The following is a 13,895-nucleotide window of genomic DNA, read 5'->3' as shown; positions in this document are numbered from 1 at the left end:
TGGCACGCTGTTGAGTTCTCAAGGAACGGACGCTTCCATCGGGCGGCTTTCACACCGGCCCTCCGGGCGCTTCGTTCTTTCGTGTTTCCAGCTTACCAGATGTTTTCCGCTCCGTTTTCCGGAGTTTCATTCATCCGATTCCCGCCGGGGGGATTTCCTTCGACTTCGCTCCGAAGCTTATCAAAGCTTCCGGTGTGCTCAGTCCCGGGATTCACCTTGTCGGAGAGGGCGTGCATTCGATGAAGCACACTCACCTCGACTCGGCGGTGTCGTAGACAGTAACGCCCGAGTCTGACTGTTGTCCAGTCGGTCCCAACCGTTCAAACCTACTCGCCCATCCTGACCACGTCAATGGTTTGGCTGGGGTTCGAGAAGAGTAGCAGGTCGGAGGCCTGTTGATCACCGCGGCTCAGGCCGCGACCGGCTGCAGGTCCGCCCGGTCGGCCGCGTCCAGGTCGCCGGTTTCCCCGGCTGCGGCGGCCTTTCGGCCCAACACCAGCGCATAGAGCAGGAAGGCGGCCTCGGCGAGCGCGCCGATGGCGATCCGGGCCCAGGTCGGCAGGCCGGAGGGAGTCACGAACGCCTCCAGGACGCCGGACACGGCCAGGACCGTCGCCAGGCCGATGCCCATGCCGATGATCGAGCGGCCCTGTTCGGCGAGTGCGGTGGCGCGGGTGCGCGGGCCGGGGTCGACGATCGTCCAGCCGAGGCGCAGTCCCAGGCCTCCGGCGACGAAGACGGCGGTCAGTTCCAGCAGGCCGTGCGGGATGAGCAGGCCGAGGAAGGTGTCCAGCCGGCCGGCGGAGGCCATCAGCCCGACGCCGAGGCCGAGGTTGAGGACGTTGCTCGCCAGCACCCACAGCACCGGGAGGCCGAGCACCACGCCGTAGAGCAGGCACTGCACGGCGATCCAGGCGTTGTTCGTCCAGACCTGGGCGGCGAAGGAGCTCGCAGGGCGGTCGGAGTAGTAGGTCTCGTAGGCGCCGCCGGGCCTGGTCATCTCCCGGAGCTCGTCCGGTGCGGCCAGGCTGTTGCGGACCTCGGGGTGACCGGCCACCCACCAGGCGACCAGCGCGGTGGCGAGCAGCGAGAGCACCGCGACCGGGATCCACCACCGGCGCGAGCGGTAGAGGGCGGCCGGGAAGCTCACCGTGTAGTAGCGCGCGACGTCCCGCCAGCCGCTGGTCCGGCTGCCGGTGACCGCGTCCCGGGACCGCGAGACCAGGCTGGTGAGCCGGCCTTCGAGGGTCGGGTCGGGCGCGGCGGCCTGCACCTTGGCCAGGTGCCCGGTGACGCGCTGGTAGAGGGCGACGAGTTCGTCGGCCTCCTCCCCGGTCGGCCGCCGCTTCCTGGCGAGCTCGTCCAGCCGGGCCCACTCCCCCTGGTGGGTGGCGACGAAGACGTCCAGGTCCATGCGGCGGCTCCATGATCGGCGCGGGGCGCGAGGTCGGGCGGTGCGGACAGGTGGGCCCAGCATGCCAGGACCGGGGGGTGCGGCGACCGCCGGGACCTCACTTCCCGGCGGGCTCGGCGGCCCCGTATGTTGACGGCAGCAGATCTCGGGATCGTGGGGGCCGATCCGCCGGATTCCCCGCCCACGGACCGCGTACCACCGACGGGAACGGACGGGTGTCTTGAGCGACCTGGTGACGGGCGAGGCGGTCGTCCTCGGCCTGCGCGCGGCGAAGCTTCCGAGCCGGGGGCTGGCGATCGCACTGGACCTCACCGTGCAGATCGCGGGACTGGTGGCGACGACCCTGCTGCTGAGCCTGATCCTGGTCGACCTGGACGGCGCGGCGGTCGCCGCCGTGACGATCGGGCTGACCGTCTTCTTCCTGGTGGCGCTCCCGGTCATGATCGAGACACTGACCCGCGGCCGTTCGCTGGGGAAGGCCGCGCTGGGGCTGCGGGTGGTGCGCAGCGACGGCGGACCGGTGCGGTTCCGGCACACGCTGGTGCGCGGGCTGGTCGGCTTCCTGGAGATCATCGTGCTGTTCGGGGTGCCGGCGGTGGTCTGCTCGGTGGTGTCCTCGGAGGGCAAGCGGCTGGGCGACGTCTTCGCGGGGACACTGGTGGTCCGCGAGCGGGTGCCCGGCGGGAGCGGGGCGGCGATCGCGCTGCCGCCGGTGAACCCCCAGTTGCTGCAGGCGATCGGCGGCGAGCTGGTGGCGCTGGACCTCTCCGCCGTGCCGGAGCCGCTCTGGCTGGCCGTCCGGCAGTTCCTCGGGCGGATCGGCGAGCTGGACCAGACCGTCGCCCACCGGATGTCGGCCCGGCTCGCGGACGATCTGGTGGCCCGCACCGGTCACCCGGTGCCGTACGGGGTGCACCCGGCGGCATACCTGGGCGCCGTGCTGACCGAGCGCCAGCGGCGCGAGTGGAGCCGGGCGCAGGGGTACGCCTTCCAGCAGGCCCACCAGGCTCACCAGCAGGCCCACCAGCAGGCCCAGGCCCAGCAGCAGGCCTGGGCGCCGGCCCCGCCGAGCACCCCGTCCGCTCCGCCGGCCCCGCCCGCCGCGCCGACGCCCCCGGCCTCCGGCACCGGCTTCGCCCCGCCCGCCTAGCCCGGCTCCCCGCCGGGCCCGTCCCCGAACGCGGCCGGCCAGGCGTTCGGCGGCGACTCCAGTTCCTCCAGCTCGATCCCGGCGGCCGCCAGCACCACGTCCCCCGCCAGGTGCACCACCTGCTGCTCGCCCGTCTCCAGGTCCGCCACCTGGTACCGCTCGACGAGCAGCGGCCCCGAGTCCGTGGCGTGCGTGTCGACGCCCTCCAGCAGCCAGCCCTGGTCGAGGGTGCGCGGTGCCAGCACCGGTTCGGTGAACGCGACCAGCCGCACCCGCGCGCTCGCGCCCTCCCGCAGCCGCAGCATCCGCGCGGTGGCGACCAGGAACCCGGGCGAGCGCCCGGTGAAGCCGTGGGCCCGGTCGTGGCCCTCGGCCGCCTGCTCGCCGGCCGGGTCGGAGGCGTCGGCCCGCACCCAGGCGACCCCGTCGACGGCGCCGCCGCGCACCTGCCAGCCGCCCGCGCGCAGTTCCATCCGCAGCGGCCGGGCGCGCGAGTCCAGGGTGAGGTCCACCGTGCCGAGGACGCGGCCGTCCGGCGCGTACGTCTTGGAGACGTACCGCCAGCCGGCCGGGCCGGGCGCGCAGCTGAACCGCTCCTCGCCGAGCAGGACGTGGTCATGGGTGTCGTGGAGCGAGTACCGGCCGTTGGGCATGCCCGAAAGCCTACGGCCGCGGTCTTCCGGCAACGGCATGCAACCTCCTCCCGACGGCCCGCATCAGGGAGGTGGGCGCTGCGAACCGAGGCATCGCCGGAAGGGAGACCCCATCGATGGCGAAGCAGACCCGCGACGCCGAGTTCACCGAGTACGCCACGGCAAGGAGCCCCTGGCTCCGCAAGGTGGCCTACCTGCTGTGCGGCGACTGGCACCGCGCGGACGACCTCGCCCAGGAGACGGTGACCAAGCTCTACGTGCGCTGGGCCCGTGTCTCCAAGGCGGACAACATCGACGGCTACGTGCGGACGGTCCTCGTCAACACGTTCCTCGCCGAGCAGCGCTCGCCCTGGGGCCGGTGGTCGGCCCGGCGCCGCGAGGAGGCGTTCCCGGAACGGGCGGCGGCCGTCGCGGACCTGGACGCCTCGGTCGACCTCCGCGCCGCGCTGGCCGCCCTGCCGCCCCGTCAGCGCGCGACGGTGGTGCTGCGCTACTACTGCGACCTCACCGTCGAGCAGACCGCCGCCGCCATGGGGTGCTCCACCGGCAACGTCAAGAGCCAGTCCTCCCGGGGCCTGGACGCACTGCGCCGGCTCCTCGACCGCGAGACCGCCGCGACCGCGGCCGGTCCTTCCGAAAGGATCCCCTCGTGAACGACCTGTACGACGGTTCGTCCCCGCTCTCCGCGACCGAGCGGCGGCTGGCCGCCGAGCTCACCGCACTGGCCGACTCGCCGGCGCCGACGGCCGTGCCCGACACCTCGTGGGCCATCCGGTCCGGCCGCTCCCGGCTGCGGCGCCGGCGCCTGGCCGCGCTCGGCGCGGTGACGGCGGTCGCGGTCGGCGCCGCCGCCCTGAGCACCGCCTGGCCGGAGGGCCGCTCGGGCTCCGCCGTCACGGCGGCGGGCTCCGGCTCCACTTCCACCGGCCCCGTCGGGCCACGGGTCGGCCCGGACACCGGCCACGACCCGCTCGTGCTGCAGGCCACCTTCGACTGGCTGCCCGCCGGCTTCGGCGACCTCGTCTACACCAAGGGCTTCACCGGGCGGCCGGAGGCGGGGCAGGCCAAGGCCATCGGCCCCAAGCAGACGAACGCCACCGCCGACTTCAACCGCCAGTTGCTCTTCCTGACCGTCTACGGAGCCGGGGTGGAGCCCTCGCTCGACCTCGGCCCCGGAGGCGGCCAGCGGTACCGGGTGGACGCCGCCCCGGTGAACGGCCGGCCCGCGTACTGGGTCGGTGCCGCGCCGGACGACCCGGCCGGCCCGGGGCTGGACCGGACGCTGCGGTTCAAGCTCGCCGACGGCCGCTGGGCCGAGCTGCACGCCTCGTACATGAGGGAAGCGGACGACGTCGCGACCGTGATGGCGCAGGTCGCGGCCGGGGTCCGGGCCCAGCCCCAGGCGGTGGCCCTGCCCTTCACGATCACCGATCTGCCGCCCGGCCTGACCCCGTCGGGATCGAGTCTGGACTACGGCCCCACGGCCGCCTGGGGCCGCCCGTGGACGGCATCGGTCGGGTTCACGCTGAACGGCAAGCCGATCGGGGTCACCGCCTATCCCGACACCGCCGCGACCCCGAGCACGCCCCCCGCTCCGGCCCTGCCCGGAGCCGTGGAGGTGCCGAAGACCTGCCGGAGCTCCAACGGCCTCAAGCTCTGCGTCTCGGCGATGGAGGACGGGGAGGCGCCGTTCGCCTCGATCGGCGGTTTCGACGGTCTGCTCGACCGGGTCACCTCGCTCGGCACCGACGAGAACGCCTGGACGACAGAGGTCCTCCACTGAACCCGGTCCGCGCACGCCGGTGGCCGGCACTCCCCGCGGGGAGTGCCGGCCACCGGCGTGCGTCGGCGCGGGGCCGATCGGCGGGTCCGCTCAGTAGCGGTACTGCTCGGGCTTGTACGGGCCCTCGACCGGGACGCCGATGTAGTCGGCCTGCTCCTGGGTGAGGGTGGTCAGCTTCACGCCCAGCGCGTCGAGGTGCAGGCGGGCGACCTTCTCGTCCAGGTGCTTCGGCAGGACGTAGACGCCGATCGGGTACTGCTCGGTCTTCGTGAACAGCTCGATCTGGGCGATCGTCTGGTTGGCGAAGGAGTTGGACATCACGAAGGACGGGTGGCCGGTCGCGTTGCCCAGGTTCAGCAGGCGGCCCTCGGAGAGCACGATGATGGTGCGGCCGTCGGCCTTGCGCCACTCGTGGACCTGCGGCTTGACCTCGGTCTTCACGACGCCCGGGAGCTTCGCGAGGCCGGCCATGTCGATCTCGTTGTCGAAGTGGCCGATGTTGCCGACAATGGCCTGGTGCTTCATCCGCGCCATGTGGGAGGCGAGGATGATGTCCTTGTTGCCGGTGGTGGTGATGAAGATGTCGGCGGTCTCGACGACGTCCTCCAGGGTGGCGACCTGGTAGCCGTCCATCGCGGCCTGCAGCGCGCAGATCGGGTCGATCTCGGTGACGATGACCCGGGCGCCCTGGCCGCGCAGCGACTCGGCGCAGCCCTTGCCGACGTCGCCGTAGCCGCAGACGACCGCGACCTTGCCGCCGATCAGGACGTCGGTGGCGCGGTTGATGCCGTCGATCAGCGAGTGGCGGCAGCCGTACTTGTTGTCGAACTTCGACTTGGTGACCGAGTCGTTGACGTTGATCGCCGGGAACAGCAGCTTGCCGTCACGGTGCATCTCGTACAGGCGGTGGACACCGGTGGTGGTCTCCTCGGTGACGCCCTTGATGGTGGCGGCGACCTCGGTCCACTTGTTCGGGGTCTCGACGAGCGTGCGGTTGAGCAGTTCCAGGATGATGCGGAACTCGTCGTTGTCGGCGGTGGACGGGTCCGGCGCGGCACCGGCCTTCTCGAACTCGACGCCCTTGTGGATCAGCAGGGTCGCGTCGCCGCCGTCGTCCAGGATCATGTTCGGGGTGCGGCCGTCCGGCCAGGTCAGCGCCTGCTCGGTGCACCACCAGTACTCGTCCAGGGTCTCGCCCTTCCAGGCGAAGACCGGCACGCCCTGCGGGTTCTCCGGGGTGCCCTCCGGGCCCACGGCGATGGCCGCGGCGGCGTGGTCCTGGGTGGAGAAGATGTTGCAGGAACACCAGCGGACCTCGGCACCGAGGGCGGTGAGGGTCTCGATGAGGACGGCGGTCTGCACGGTCATGTGCAGCGAGCCGGTGATCCGGGCGCCGGCCAGCGGCTGCGACTCCGCGTACTCGGCGCGGATCGCCATCAGGCCGGGCATCTCGTGCTCGGCGAGCTGGATCTCCTTGCGGCCGAACGGGGCCAGGGAAAGGTCGGCGACCTTGAAGTCACCGGTGATGTCGGTCGACATGCGTCTGCTCCTCGTGTGACGGGGGTGGGGCGTGGCCGAGGTCCTGGAGTGCGTCACAACACGGCGGGCCGCACGGGCGTGCGACGACGCCGGGGCGCCCGGCCCGCGGCACGGTCGAACCGGCGCGGCACGCAGCCCCGTTGCTCGGCACAAACCGTCGGAGGACCTCTCTCCCTCGACCGGCGCGCACCCCCTCGGGGGCGGGCCGCCGATCGACCGCCATCAGCAGCGACGTTCTGGCTCTGGGGACGAATCTACACCGACGGCCCCGGACGGCGGCCCGCTACGGCCGTTTTCGGCCTTCCGCCCGGGGCCCGGGCCGGTGGCTCAGTGCGCGCCGCCGGGGACCGGCCCGCCGGGCGTGGCGTACGGGTCGTCGCCCGCCGCCTCCTTCTCGGCGCTGTAGATGTCCGGCTCCAGGTAGATCACCCGGGCGATCGGCACCGCCCGCCGCACCCGCACCTCGGCGGCGTCGATGGCCTCGGCGACCTCGGCGGCCGTCGAGTCGGCCGGGACGGCGATCTTCGCGGCGACCAGCAGCTCCTCCGGGCCGAGGTGCAGGGTGCGCATGTGGATGACCCGCTCGACGGAGTCGTGGTCCACCAGCGCGTCGCGGATCCGGCCCACCGTCTCCGGGTGGGCCGACTCGCCGAGCAGCAGCGACCGGGTCTCGACCGCCAGCACGAACGCGATGGCGATCAGCAGCAGACCGATGCAGAGCGTGCCGATGCCGTCCCAGATCCCGTCACCGGTGATCACCGTCAGCCCCACGCCGAACAGCGCCAGCACCAGGCCGATCAGCGCGCCGGAGTCCTCCAGCAGCACGACCGGCAGCTCGGGCGCCTTGGCCCGGCGGATGTACGCGGGCCAGCCGTGCGTCCCCTTGTCCTTGCGGGCCTCGCGGAACGCGGTCAGGAAGGACCAGCCCTCCAGCGCGATCGCGAACACCAGCACGCCCACCGGCCAGTACCAGTGGTCCAGCTCGTGCGGGTGGACGATCTTCTCGTAGCCCTCGTAGACCGCGAACATGCCGCCGACGCTGAACAGCACGATCGACACCAGGAACGCGTAGATGTACCGCTCGCGCCCGTAGCCGAACGGGTGCTCGGGGGTGGCCGCGCGCTGCGCCCGCTTGCCGCCGACCAGCAGCAGCACCTGGTTGCCGGAGTCGGCCAGCGAGTGGACGCCCTCGGCGAGCATCGAGGAGGAGCCGGAGAACGCGAAGGCCACGAACTTGCTCGCCGCGATGCCCAGGTTCGCGGTCAGCGCCGCGACCAGCGCCTTGGTACCGCCTTCGGTGCTCATGCTCGGAAGGTCCCTCCGTCGGGGGCCGTCCGCGCGGCCCGTGCCCGGACGCCCGGTGCCCCGGTCGCCGTCGACCGCATACGGTACCCGGCCGACCGCCGCCGGCTCAGGAGTGCGCGGCGGCGAGGCCCAGGTAGACAGCGGCGAAGTCGGTGAGCGCCACCAGGTCGGCCAGTGCGTGCAGCGGGTCGGAGCGGCGGCTGGCGTACTCGGTGAGCCGGACGTCGTGGGCGGCGGCGAGCCGGTGCGCCCGGCCGGCGCCGAAGCTGCGCGGGCCCGCGTCGTCGGCCGGCACCTCGACCGGACCGTCGTCCCCCTCCCCCGCCGGGCCGGCCCCGGACGGCCCGGCGTCGCCCTCGCCGGGGACCTGCCGCAGCAGCAGCACCTGGAGGTGCAGCGGGTCCGGCTCCTCGACCCGGTCGCGGAAGAAGTCGTCGGGGTCGGCGCCCGCGCCGAGCTGCCCGGTGAACATGCCGCGGTGCGCGGTGAGCGCCTGCGGCAGCAGACCCGCCAGGGCGGGGCGGCCGGCCCGGTCGGCGAGCTGGGCGGCGAAGCGGACGGCCGCCGCGCCCGCCACCGGGCCCTCGGCCCACAGCAGCGGGACGGTCCCGGCCAGCCGGGCGGCCAGCCCCTTGGCCGGGTTGGTGTACGCGGCGGCGTCCGGCCGGCAGCGGACGGCGGTGGCGTCCAGCAGGTCCGCGGTGCGCGGCAGCGCGTCGTAGGCCAGCTGGGTGACGCCGAGCTTCTGGGTGAGCGCGAGCAACGGCGCGAGGTGGGCCCAGAGCGCCGACGGGTCCTCGGCGGGCAGGTCCGGCTCGGCGGCGTACCCGGGGCCGCCGGGCGCACCGGGTTCGGCCGGCTCGACGGCGGACGGCACGAAGGGCAGCGGCAGCGCGCGGACCTGCAGCGCGGCCTCGGCGAGCGCACTGCCCGCGGGCGCGGTGACGACGATCGCGCAGCCCCGCGCGTAGGCCTGCTCGGCCAGCGCGACCAGGCCCCGTTCGCCGCCGCCGGCGGAGCTGACCACCAGCAGGTCGAGCGGGCCCGCCCAGCCGGGGAGCTGCCAGGCCAGGCCGGCGGTGAACGCGGCCGGGGCGGTGGCCCGGTCCGGGCGCGGGACGGGCGCGGCGTCGGTGGGCGGCAGCGGGACGACCAGGCCGGCGGTGCCGGCCAGCGCGGCCAGCATCTCGCCGGCGGTCAGCGCACTGCCGTGCCCGGCGACCAGGACGGCGCGCGGGCGGCCGTCGGGGCGCAGCCGGTCCAGGCCCGCGGTGTCGGCGAGCCGCAGGGCGGTGCGCACCCGGGCGCCGGAGCCGGCGAGGGCGAGCAGCGCGCGGTCGTGGTCGGCGCGCTGGAGGGCGGCCGGGTCGTCGAGCAGGGTGTCGTCGAGCATGCGGCGGGCCTCCGGCTGGTGGCTGGGCGCTGAGGACGGCGGGAGCGGGGCGGGGCGGGGCGGGGCCGCCCCGTCCAGGATCAGGCCGGGCGGCGGGCCTCGTCCACCAGCAGGACCGGGATGCCGTCGCGCACCGGGTAGACCAGGCCGCAGTCCGCGCCGGTGCAGACCAGCTCGGGCTGCTCCTCGGTGCCGCCCTCGGTGAGCGCGGCCCGGCACTGCGGGCAGACCAGGATCTCCAGCAGGAAGGATTCGAGCTTCATGGCGTTCGGTCTCCGGTCTCGGTGCGGGGGTGGCGGCGGACGGCACGGCGGTGCCCCGGCCGAGAGGAAACCCTACCGGCCGGGGCACCGGGGCCGTACGTCAGGCGCGGACCACGGCGAGCACGCCGTCGCGCAGCTCGGCCATCCTCGCCGGGTCCTTCGCCTCGACGTTCAGGCGCAGCAGCGGCTCGGTGTTGGAGGCCCGCAGGTTGAACCACCAGTCCGGCCCGGCCACGGTGAGGCCGTCCAGCTCGTCGACGGTGGTGCCCTCGACGGCGAAGGCCGCGCGGACGGCGGCGGTGCGGCCGGCCTGGTCGGCGACGGTGCTGTTGATCTCGCCGGAGGCGGCGTAGCGGTCGTACTCGGCGGTGAGCTCGGAGAGGGTGCCCGGCTGCCCGCCGAGGGCGGCCAGCACGTGCAGCGCGGCGAGCATGCCGGTGTCGGCGCGCCAGAAGTCGCGGAAGTAGTAGTGCGCGGAGTGCTCGCCGCCGAAGACGGCGTCGGTGACGGCCATCTCCTGCTTGATGAAGGAGTGGCCGACCCGGGTGCGCACGGGCGTGCCGCCGAGCTCGCGGACCACCTCGGGGACGGTCCAGGAGGTGATCAGGTTGTGGATGATGGTCGGCTCGGCCTCGCCGGCGGCCTTGGCGCGGGCGATCTCGCGGGCGGCGACCAGCGCGGTGATGGCCGACGGGGAGACCGGCTCGCCGCGCTCGTCGACGACGAAGCAGCGGTCGGCGTCGCCGTCGAAGGCGAGGCCGAGGTCGGCGCCGACCTCGCGGACCTTCGCCTGGAGGTCGACCAGGTTCTTCGGGTCGAGCGGGTTGGCCTCGTGGTTGGGGAAGGTGCCGTCCAGCTCGAAGTACATCGGGACGAGCTCGATCGGCAGGCCGTCGAAGACGGTGGGCACGGTGTGGCCGCCCATGCCGTTGCCGGCGTCGACGGCGACCTTCAGCGGGCGGACGGCGGTGAGGTCGACCAGGCCGAGCAGGTGGTCGGCGTAGCCGCGCAGGGTCTCGCGCTCGGAGAGGGTGCCCGGGCGGACGTCGCGCGCCGGGACGGTGACGGTGTCGTCCTCGCCGGTCCAGGACTCCACCAGCTCGCGGATCTCGGCGAGGCCGGTGTCCTGGCCGACCGGGGCGGCGCCGGCCCGGCAGAGCTTGATGCCGTTGTACTCGGCCGGGTTGTGGCTGGCGGTGAACATCGCGCCCGGCAGGTCGAACGCGCCGCTGGCGTAGTACAGCTGGTCGGTCGAGCAGAGGCCGATCTGCACGACGTCGGCGCCGTAGCCGGCCGCGCCCTCGGCGAAGGCCCGGGTCAGCGACGGGGAGGAGGGGCGCATGTCGTGGCCGACCACGATCGCGTTCGCGCCGGTGACCTGCACGAACGCGGCGCCGAAGGCGCGGGAGAGGTTCTCGTCCCACTGGTCCGGGACGACGCCCCGTACGTCGTACGCCTTCACGAGCTGCTTGAGGTCGCGCACTGCGGCTCCACCCTGGTTCTGTGTCTGATCGGCGAACGCGCGCGGCCTGGCCGGCGGGCTGATCGCCCCGTGGTCACGGATACGTCCGGGCACGGCGGCGGCCGCCACCCGGTAGGGGGGAGCGTACCCGGGCGGGCGCGGCGGTCGGCGCGGGGGCGGGAGCGGGGCGGGTGCCGGGCGACTGGTCAGTTGTCGGGCGAGCGGAGCACCCGGAGGTGGCCGCGGCGGCTTCCCTCGGTGGACTCGCCCACGGGGGCGCGGCCCTGACGGGGGGTCTGCGGGCGGGCGGCCTCGCGGACGGCGTTGGCGAGCGCCTCCAGGTCGTCGCTGCTGCGGCGCAGCGGCCCGGCCTCGGCGGCGAGCCGGACCACCTCCCAGCCGCGCGGGGCGGTGAGGCGCTCGGCGTGCTCGGCGCACAGGTCGTAGCAGTGCGGCTCGGCGTAGGTGGCGAGCGGTCCGAGGACGGCGGTGGAGTCCGCGTAGACGTACGTCAGCGTCGCGACGGCCGGACGGCCGCACGCGGTCCGCGAACAACGACGTACAGAGCTCACGAGGGTGGACGGTACAGCACTCCCTGCCGGGGAGCGAAGACCGCCTGTCCGGAGGGTGTGCCGTGTCGCCGCCCGCGCGCCGCCCGGGTGCTCCGCTCGCCCCGGGCGAACCGTTGCGGAGGTGGTCCACTTCCGGGCGTCCAAGGACTACGCTCGGCAGTGATATGGACAGCTCCGCACCGCAGTCATCGACGGGTCCCTCGCGCCGCCCGCGGCACCGCGACCGGCACGGCCGGGGTCTGCGCGGCCCGCTGGCGCCGCCGCAGGTCCCGATCTCGCTCACCCGCTCCGAGTTGTTCGACGACTACGTGCGCGAGTCGGTGGAACGGCTGGAGCGGCGGTGGCCCCAGCTGATCGAGGTGGAGTTCGCCGTCCAGGAGGTGCCGCTGCACGAGCCGGACGGCACCGATCCCGACGGCGGGGTGCCGCTGGGCCGGGTCTCGCCGGGCCGGCAGGGGCGCAAGAGCCAGATCGTGGTGTACCGGCGGCCGGTGGAGATCCGGGCGAAGTCGCGGGAGGACCGCGCCGCGCTGGTGCACGAGATCCTGATCGAGCAGGTGGCGGAGCTGCTGGGGCTCTCCCCCGACGCGATCGACCCGCGGTACGACGAGGACTGAGCCCGGCGAACACGGCAGGGGCCGCACCCGTGACCAGGTGCGGCCCCTGCCGCGTTGCGGGGGTGCTCAGCGCAGGACCACGCCCGGGTCCTGGGCGGCCCGCGGGACCTTGACGCTGGAGCGGTCGTCGCGCAGCGCCTGGATGGTGAACATCGGCACGTCCTTGACGGGGATCGCGAGCATCCGGGCGGCGGCGACCGGACCGCCGGAGACGGTCTCCACGGTGAGCGCGAAACTGCCGTTCAGTCCGGCGGGCTCGGGCGCCGGGAGGGCGACGGTGCCGCCGGCGGGCAGCTGGACCTCCTGGGTGGCGGGCGTGCCGCCGCCGGTGCCGGCCGAGGCGGTGACCCGGACGGTGGCGGCCTCGCCGGTGGAGGTGAGGAAGAGCGTGGACGCCCCGCCGCCCCGGTTGTCGGCGACGGTGGCGCGGGCGCCGACCGGCACGGTGCCGGCCAGCCAGGCGGCGTCGGACTTGCCGCCGGCTCCGGCGCGGTCGATCCGCAGGCCGGCCACCACGGGGGTGGGGTGCTTGTCGTCGCTGGGCGACACCCGCAGGCCGGCGACCTCGTCGCGGGTGACCTTGCCGAGGTCGACGGCGGCCACCATGCCGGCCTTGACGTGGATGGACTCGTTGCCGGCCGGGGTGAACCAGCCGTTCTTGCCGGAGAGCTCGATCTTCAGGTCGGCGTCGTCCTCCGGCGGGGCCCAGACGACCAGGCGGGCGGCCGAGGTGTCGGCGGGCAGGCCGGGCATGACCTGGACGGGCGCCGGGTCGGCGGAGGCGGGCACCCAGTCGGCGCCCTTGCCGGCGTCGGCGGCGTGCAGGGCGGCGCCGACCCGGCCGGTGCGGGCGACCACCTGCACGGCGAGGTCGGCGACCTGGCCCTTGCTCAGGGTGGACAGCAGCACCGACTGCGAGCTGCCGGGGGCGACGGTGATGCCGTGGGCGGCGTCGTTCTCGATCAGGCCCTTGTCGCCGTAGAGCTTGAGGTCGACCACGGCGGCACTGGATTCGGTGTTGACCAGGCTGACGTAGTCGGTGCGGCCCTCGGCGGTGGAGCCGCCGGCGAACCAGAAGCCGGTGCCGGACGGCGTGCAGGTGACCCCGGACAGGCCGAGGCCGCGCTGCTCGGTGACGGTGGTGGTCTGGGTGACGGTGAAGCCGGGGGCGAGCGCGCCGGTGGCGACCGCGCCGGTGCCGGGGGCCGTGTCGCCGTTGGCGGCGGGAGCGGTCACCGGGGTGCCGGGCTTGGCCAGGGTGAGCCGGGCGTCGGAGGGCGCGGCGTCCTTGTCGGCGGCCGGCGCGGCGGTGGGGGCCGCGGGCGCGCCGGTGGCGGCCGGGGTCGCGGGCGCGGCACCCGGCGCGGGCGCGGGCGGCGCGGCAGCGGGGGCGGCCGCGTCGACGAGCCAGCCGGCCCCGCCGGCGGCCTCGCCCGCGCCGGGCGGGGTGTACGCGGTGAGGGTGGTGGAGCCGGTGAGGCCCTGGAGCGGCTGCGGGCAGACCGCGGTGCTCCGCTCGACCTGCGCCGAGGTGGCGGTGGCCCGGTCGGTGCGGGCCGGCGCGGCCGGCGGGCGCAGCTCGGCGATGCCGAACACCGCCGCGAGCACCACGCCCGCGGCCAGCAGCGAGCGGGTGGTGCGCGCCACCGAGGAGCCCTTCGGGGCGGGGGCGCCGCCGGAGGTCCCGGCGGGGGCGGAGCCCTGCGCGGCGGGCTTCTTCCTGAAGGCGGGCTTCTTCATCGCG

13 protein-coding genes are annotated in these 13,895 nt (G+C 74.5%); 4 read left to right on the top strand and 9 right to left on the bottom strand.

Annotation, left to right across the window (positions count from 1 at the left end):
• Positions 1–409: 409 nt before the first annotated feature.
• A complete protein-coding gene (locus ACF1AK_RS35435; RefSeq protein ID WP_391502951.1) occupies positions 410–1,414 on the bottom strand; it encodes a stage II sporulation protein M in 1,005 nt (334 codons plus the stop codon).
• A 220-nt stretch (positions 1,415–1,634) separates the two neighbouring features.
• Here ACF1AK_RS35435 and ACF1AK_RS35430 point away from each other — a divergent pair, with 220 nt between their 5' ends.
• Entirely contained in the window at positions 1,635–2,564 is a 930-nt protein-coding gene (locus ACF1AK_RS35430; protein WP_391502950.1) for an RDD family protein, read from the top strand.
• Here ACF1AK_RS35430 and ACF1AK_RS35425 read toward each other — a convergent pair.
• Positions 2,561–3,217, bottom strand: coding sequence for a hypothetical protein (locus ACF1AK_RS35425; protein ID WP_391502949.1), 657 nt, complete (start codon positions 3,215–3,217; stop codon positions 2,561–2,563). The genes ACF1AK_RS35430 and ACF1AK_RS35425 overlap by 4 nt on opposite strands.
• Before the next feature lie 116 nt (positions 3,218–3,333).
• On the opposite strand from ACF1AK_RS35425, the gene ACF1AK_RS35420 reads away from it, so the two are divergent.
• Positions 3,334–3,870: a SigE family RNA polymerase sigma factor gene (locus tag ACF1AK_RS35420; protein ID WP_391502948.1), complete on the top strand. Its 537-nt coding sequence runs from the start codon at positions 3,334–3,336 to the stop codon at positions 3,868–3,870.
• Positions 3,867–5,000 (top strand): hypothetical protein, encoded by a 1,134-nt coding sequence (locus ACF1AK_RS35415; RefSeq protein WP_391502947.1) that lies wholly within the window; start codon positions 3,867–3,869, stop codon positions 4,998–5,000. Before ACF1AK_RS35420 ends, ACF1AK_RS35415 begins: the two co-directional genes overlap by 4 nt.
• A gap of 90 nt (positions 5,001–5,090) precedes the next feature.
• On the opposite strand, the gene ahcY is transcribed toward ACF1AK_RS35415, so the two are convergent.
• The 6 genes from ahcY to ACF1AK_RS35385 form a co-directional block, all read right to left on the bottom strand.
• Complete coding sequence (gene ahcY / locus ACF1AK_RS35410) at positions 5,091–6,539, bottom strand: adenosylhomocysteinase (protein ID WP_391502946.1); 1,449 nt, start codon at positions 6,537–6,539, stop codon at positions 5,091–5,093.
• A gap of 327 nt (positions 6,540–6,866) precedes the next feature.
• Positions 6,867–7,844, bottom strand: coding sequence for a cation diffusion facilitator family transporter (locus tag ACF1AK_RS35405; RefSeq protein WP_391502945.1), 978 nt, complete (start codon positions 7,842–7,844; stop codon positions 6,867–6,869).
• Positions 7,845–7,950: 106 nt separating this feature from the next.
• Positions 7,951–9,237, bottom strand: coding sequence for an SIS domain-containing protein (locus tag ACF1AK_RS35400; protein WP_391502944.1), 1,287 nt, complete (start codon positions 9,235–9,237; stop codon positions 7,951–7,953).
• Between the two features lie 80 nt (positions 9,238–9,317).
• Positions 9,318–9,500, bottom strand: coding sequence for a Trm112 family protein (locus ACF1AK_RS35395; RefSeq protein ID WP_380298041.1), 183 nt, complete (start codon positions 9,498–9,500; stop codon positions 9,318–9,320).
• Positions 9,501–9,600: 100 nt separating this feature from the next.
• Positions 9,601–10,983 (bottom strand): phosphomannomutase/phosphoglucomutase, encoded by a 1,383-nt coding sequence (locus tag ACF1AK_RS35390; protein WP_391502943.1) that lies wholly within the window; start codon positions 10,981–10,983, stop codon positions 9,601–9,603.
• Between the two features lie 185 nt (positions 10,984–11,168).
• Positions 11,169–11,534 (bottom strand): DUF3499 domain-containing protein, encoded by a 366-nt coding sequence (locus ACF1AK_RS35385; RefSeq protein WP_391502942.1) that lies wholly within the window; start codon positions 11,532–11,534, stop codon positions 11,169–11,171.
• 164 nt (positions 11,535–11,698) lie between these two features.
• Between ACF1AK_RS35385 and ACF1AK_RS35380 the strand changes: the two genes are divergently transcribed.
• The gene (locus tag ACF1AK_RS35380) at positions 11,699–12,151 is read left to right on the top strand and encodes a metallopeptidase family protein (RefSeq protein WP_350554486.1); all 453 of its coding nucleotides are present in this window, start codon (positions 11,699–11,701) and stop codon (positions 12,149–12,151) included.
• Positions 12,152–12,217: 66 nt separating this feature from the next.
• Here the strand turns inward: ACF1AK_RS35380 and ACF1AK_RS35375 are convergent, their stop codons facing one another.
• Positions 12,218–13,891, bottom strand: a complete 1,674-nt coding sequence (locus tag ACF1AK_RS35375; protein WP_391502941.1) for a DUF5719 family protein — start codon at positions 13,889–13,891, stop codon at positions 12,218–12,220.
• Positions 13,892–13,895: the final 4 nt, after the last annotated feature.

Source organism: Kitasatospora sp. NPDC015120 (assembly GCF_043080305.1).
Taxonomy (GTDB): Bacteria; Actinomycetota; Actinomycetes; order Streptomycetales; family Streptomycetaceae; genus Kitasatospora.
This window is presented reverse-complemented; position numbering and strand designations above follow the sequence as displayed.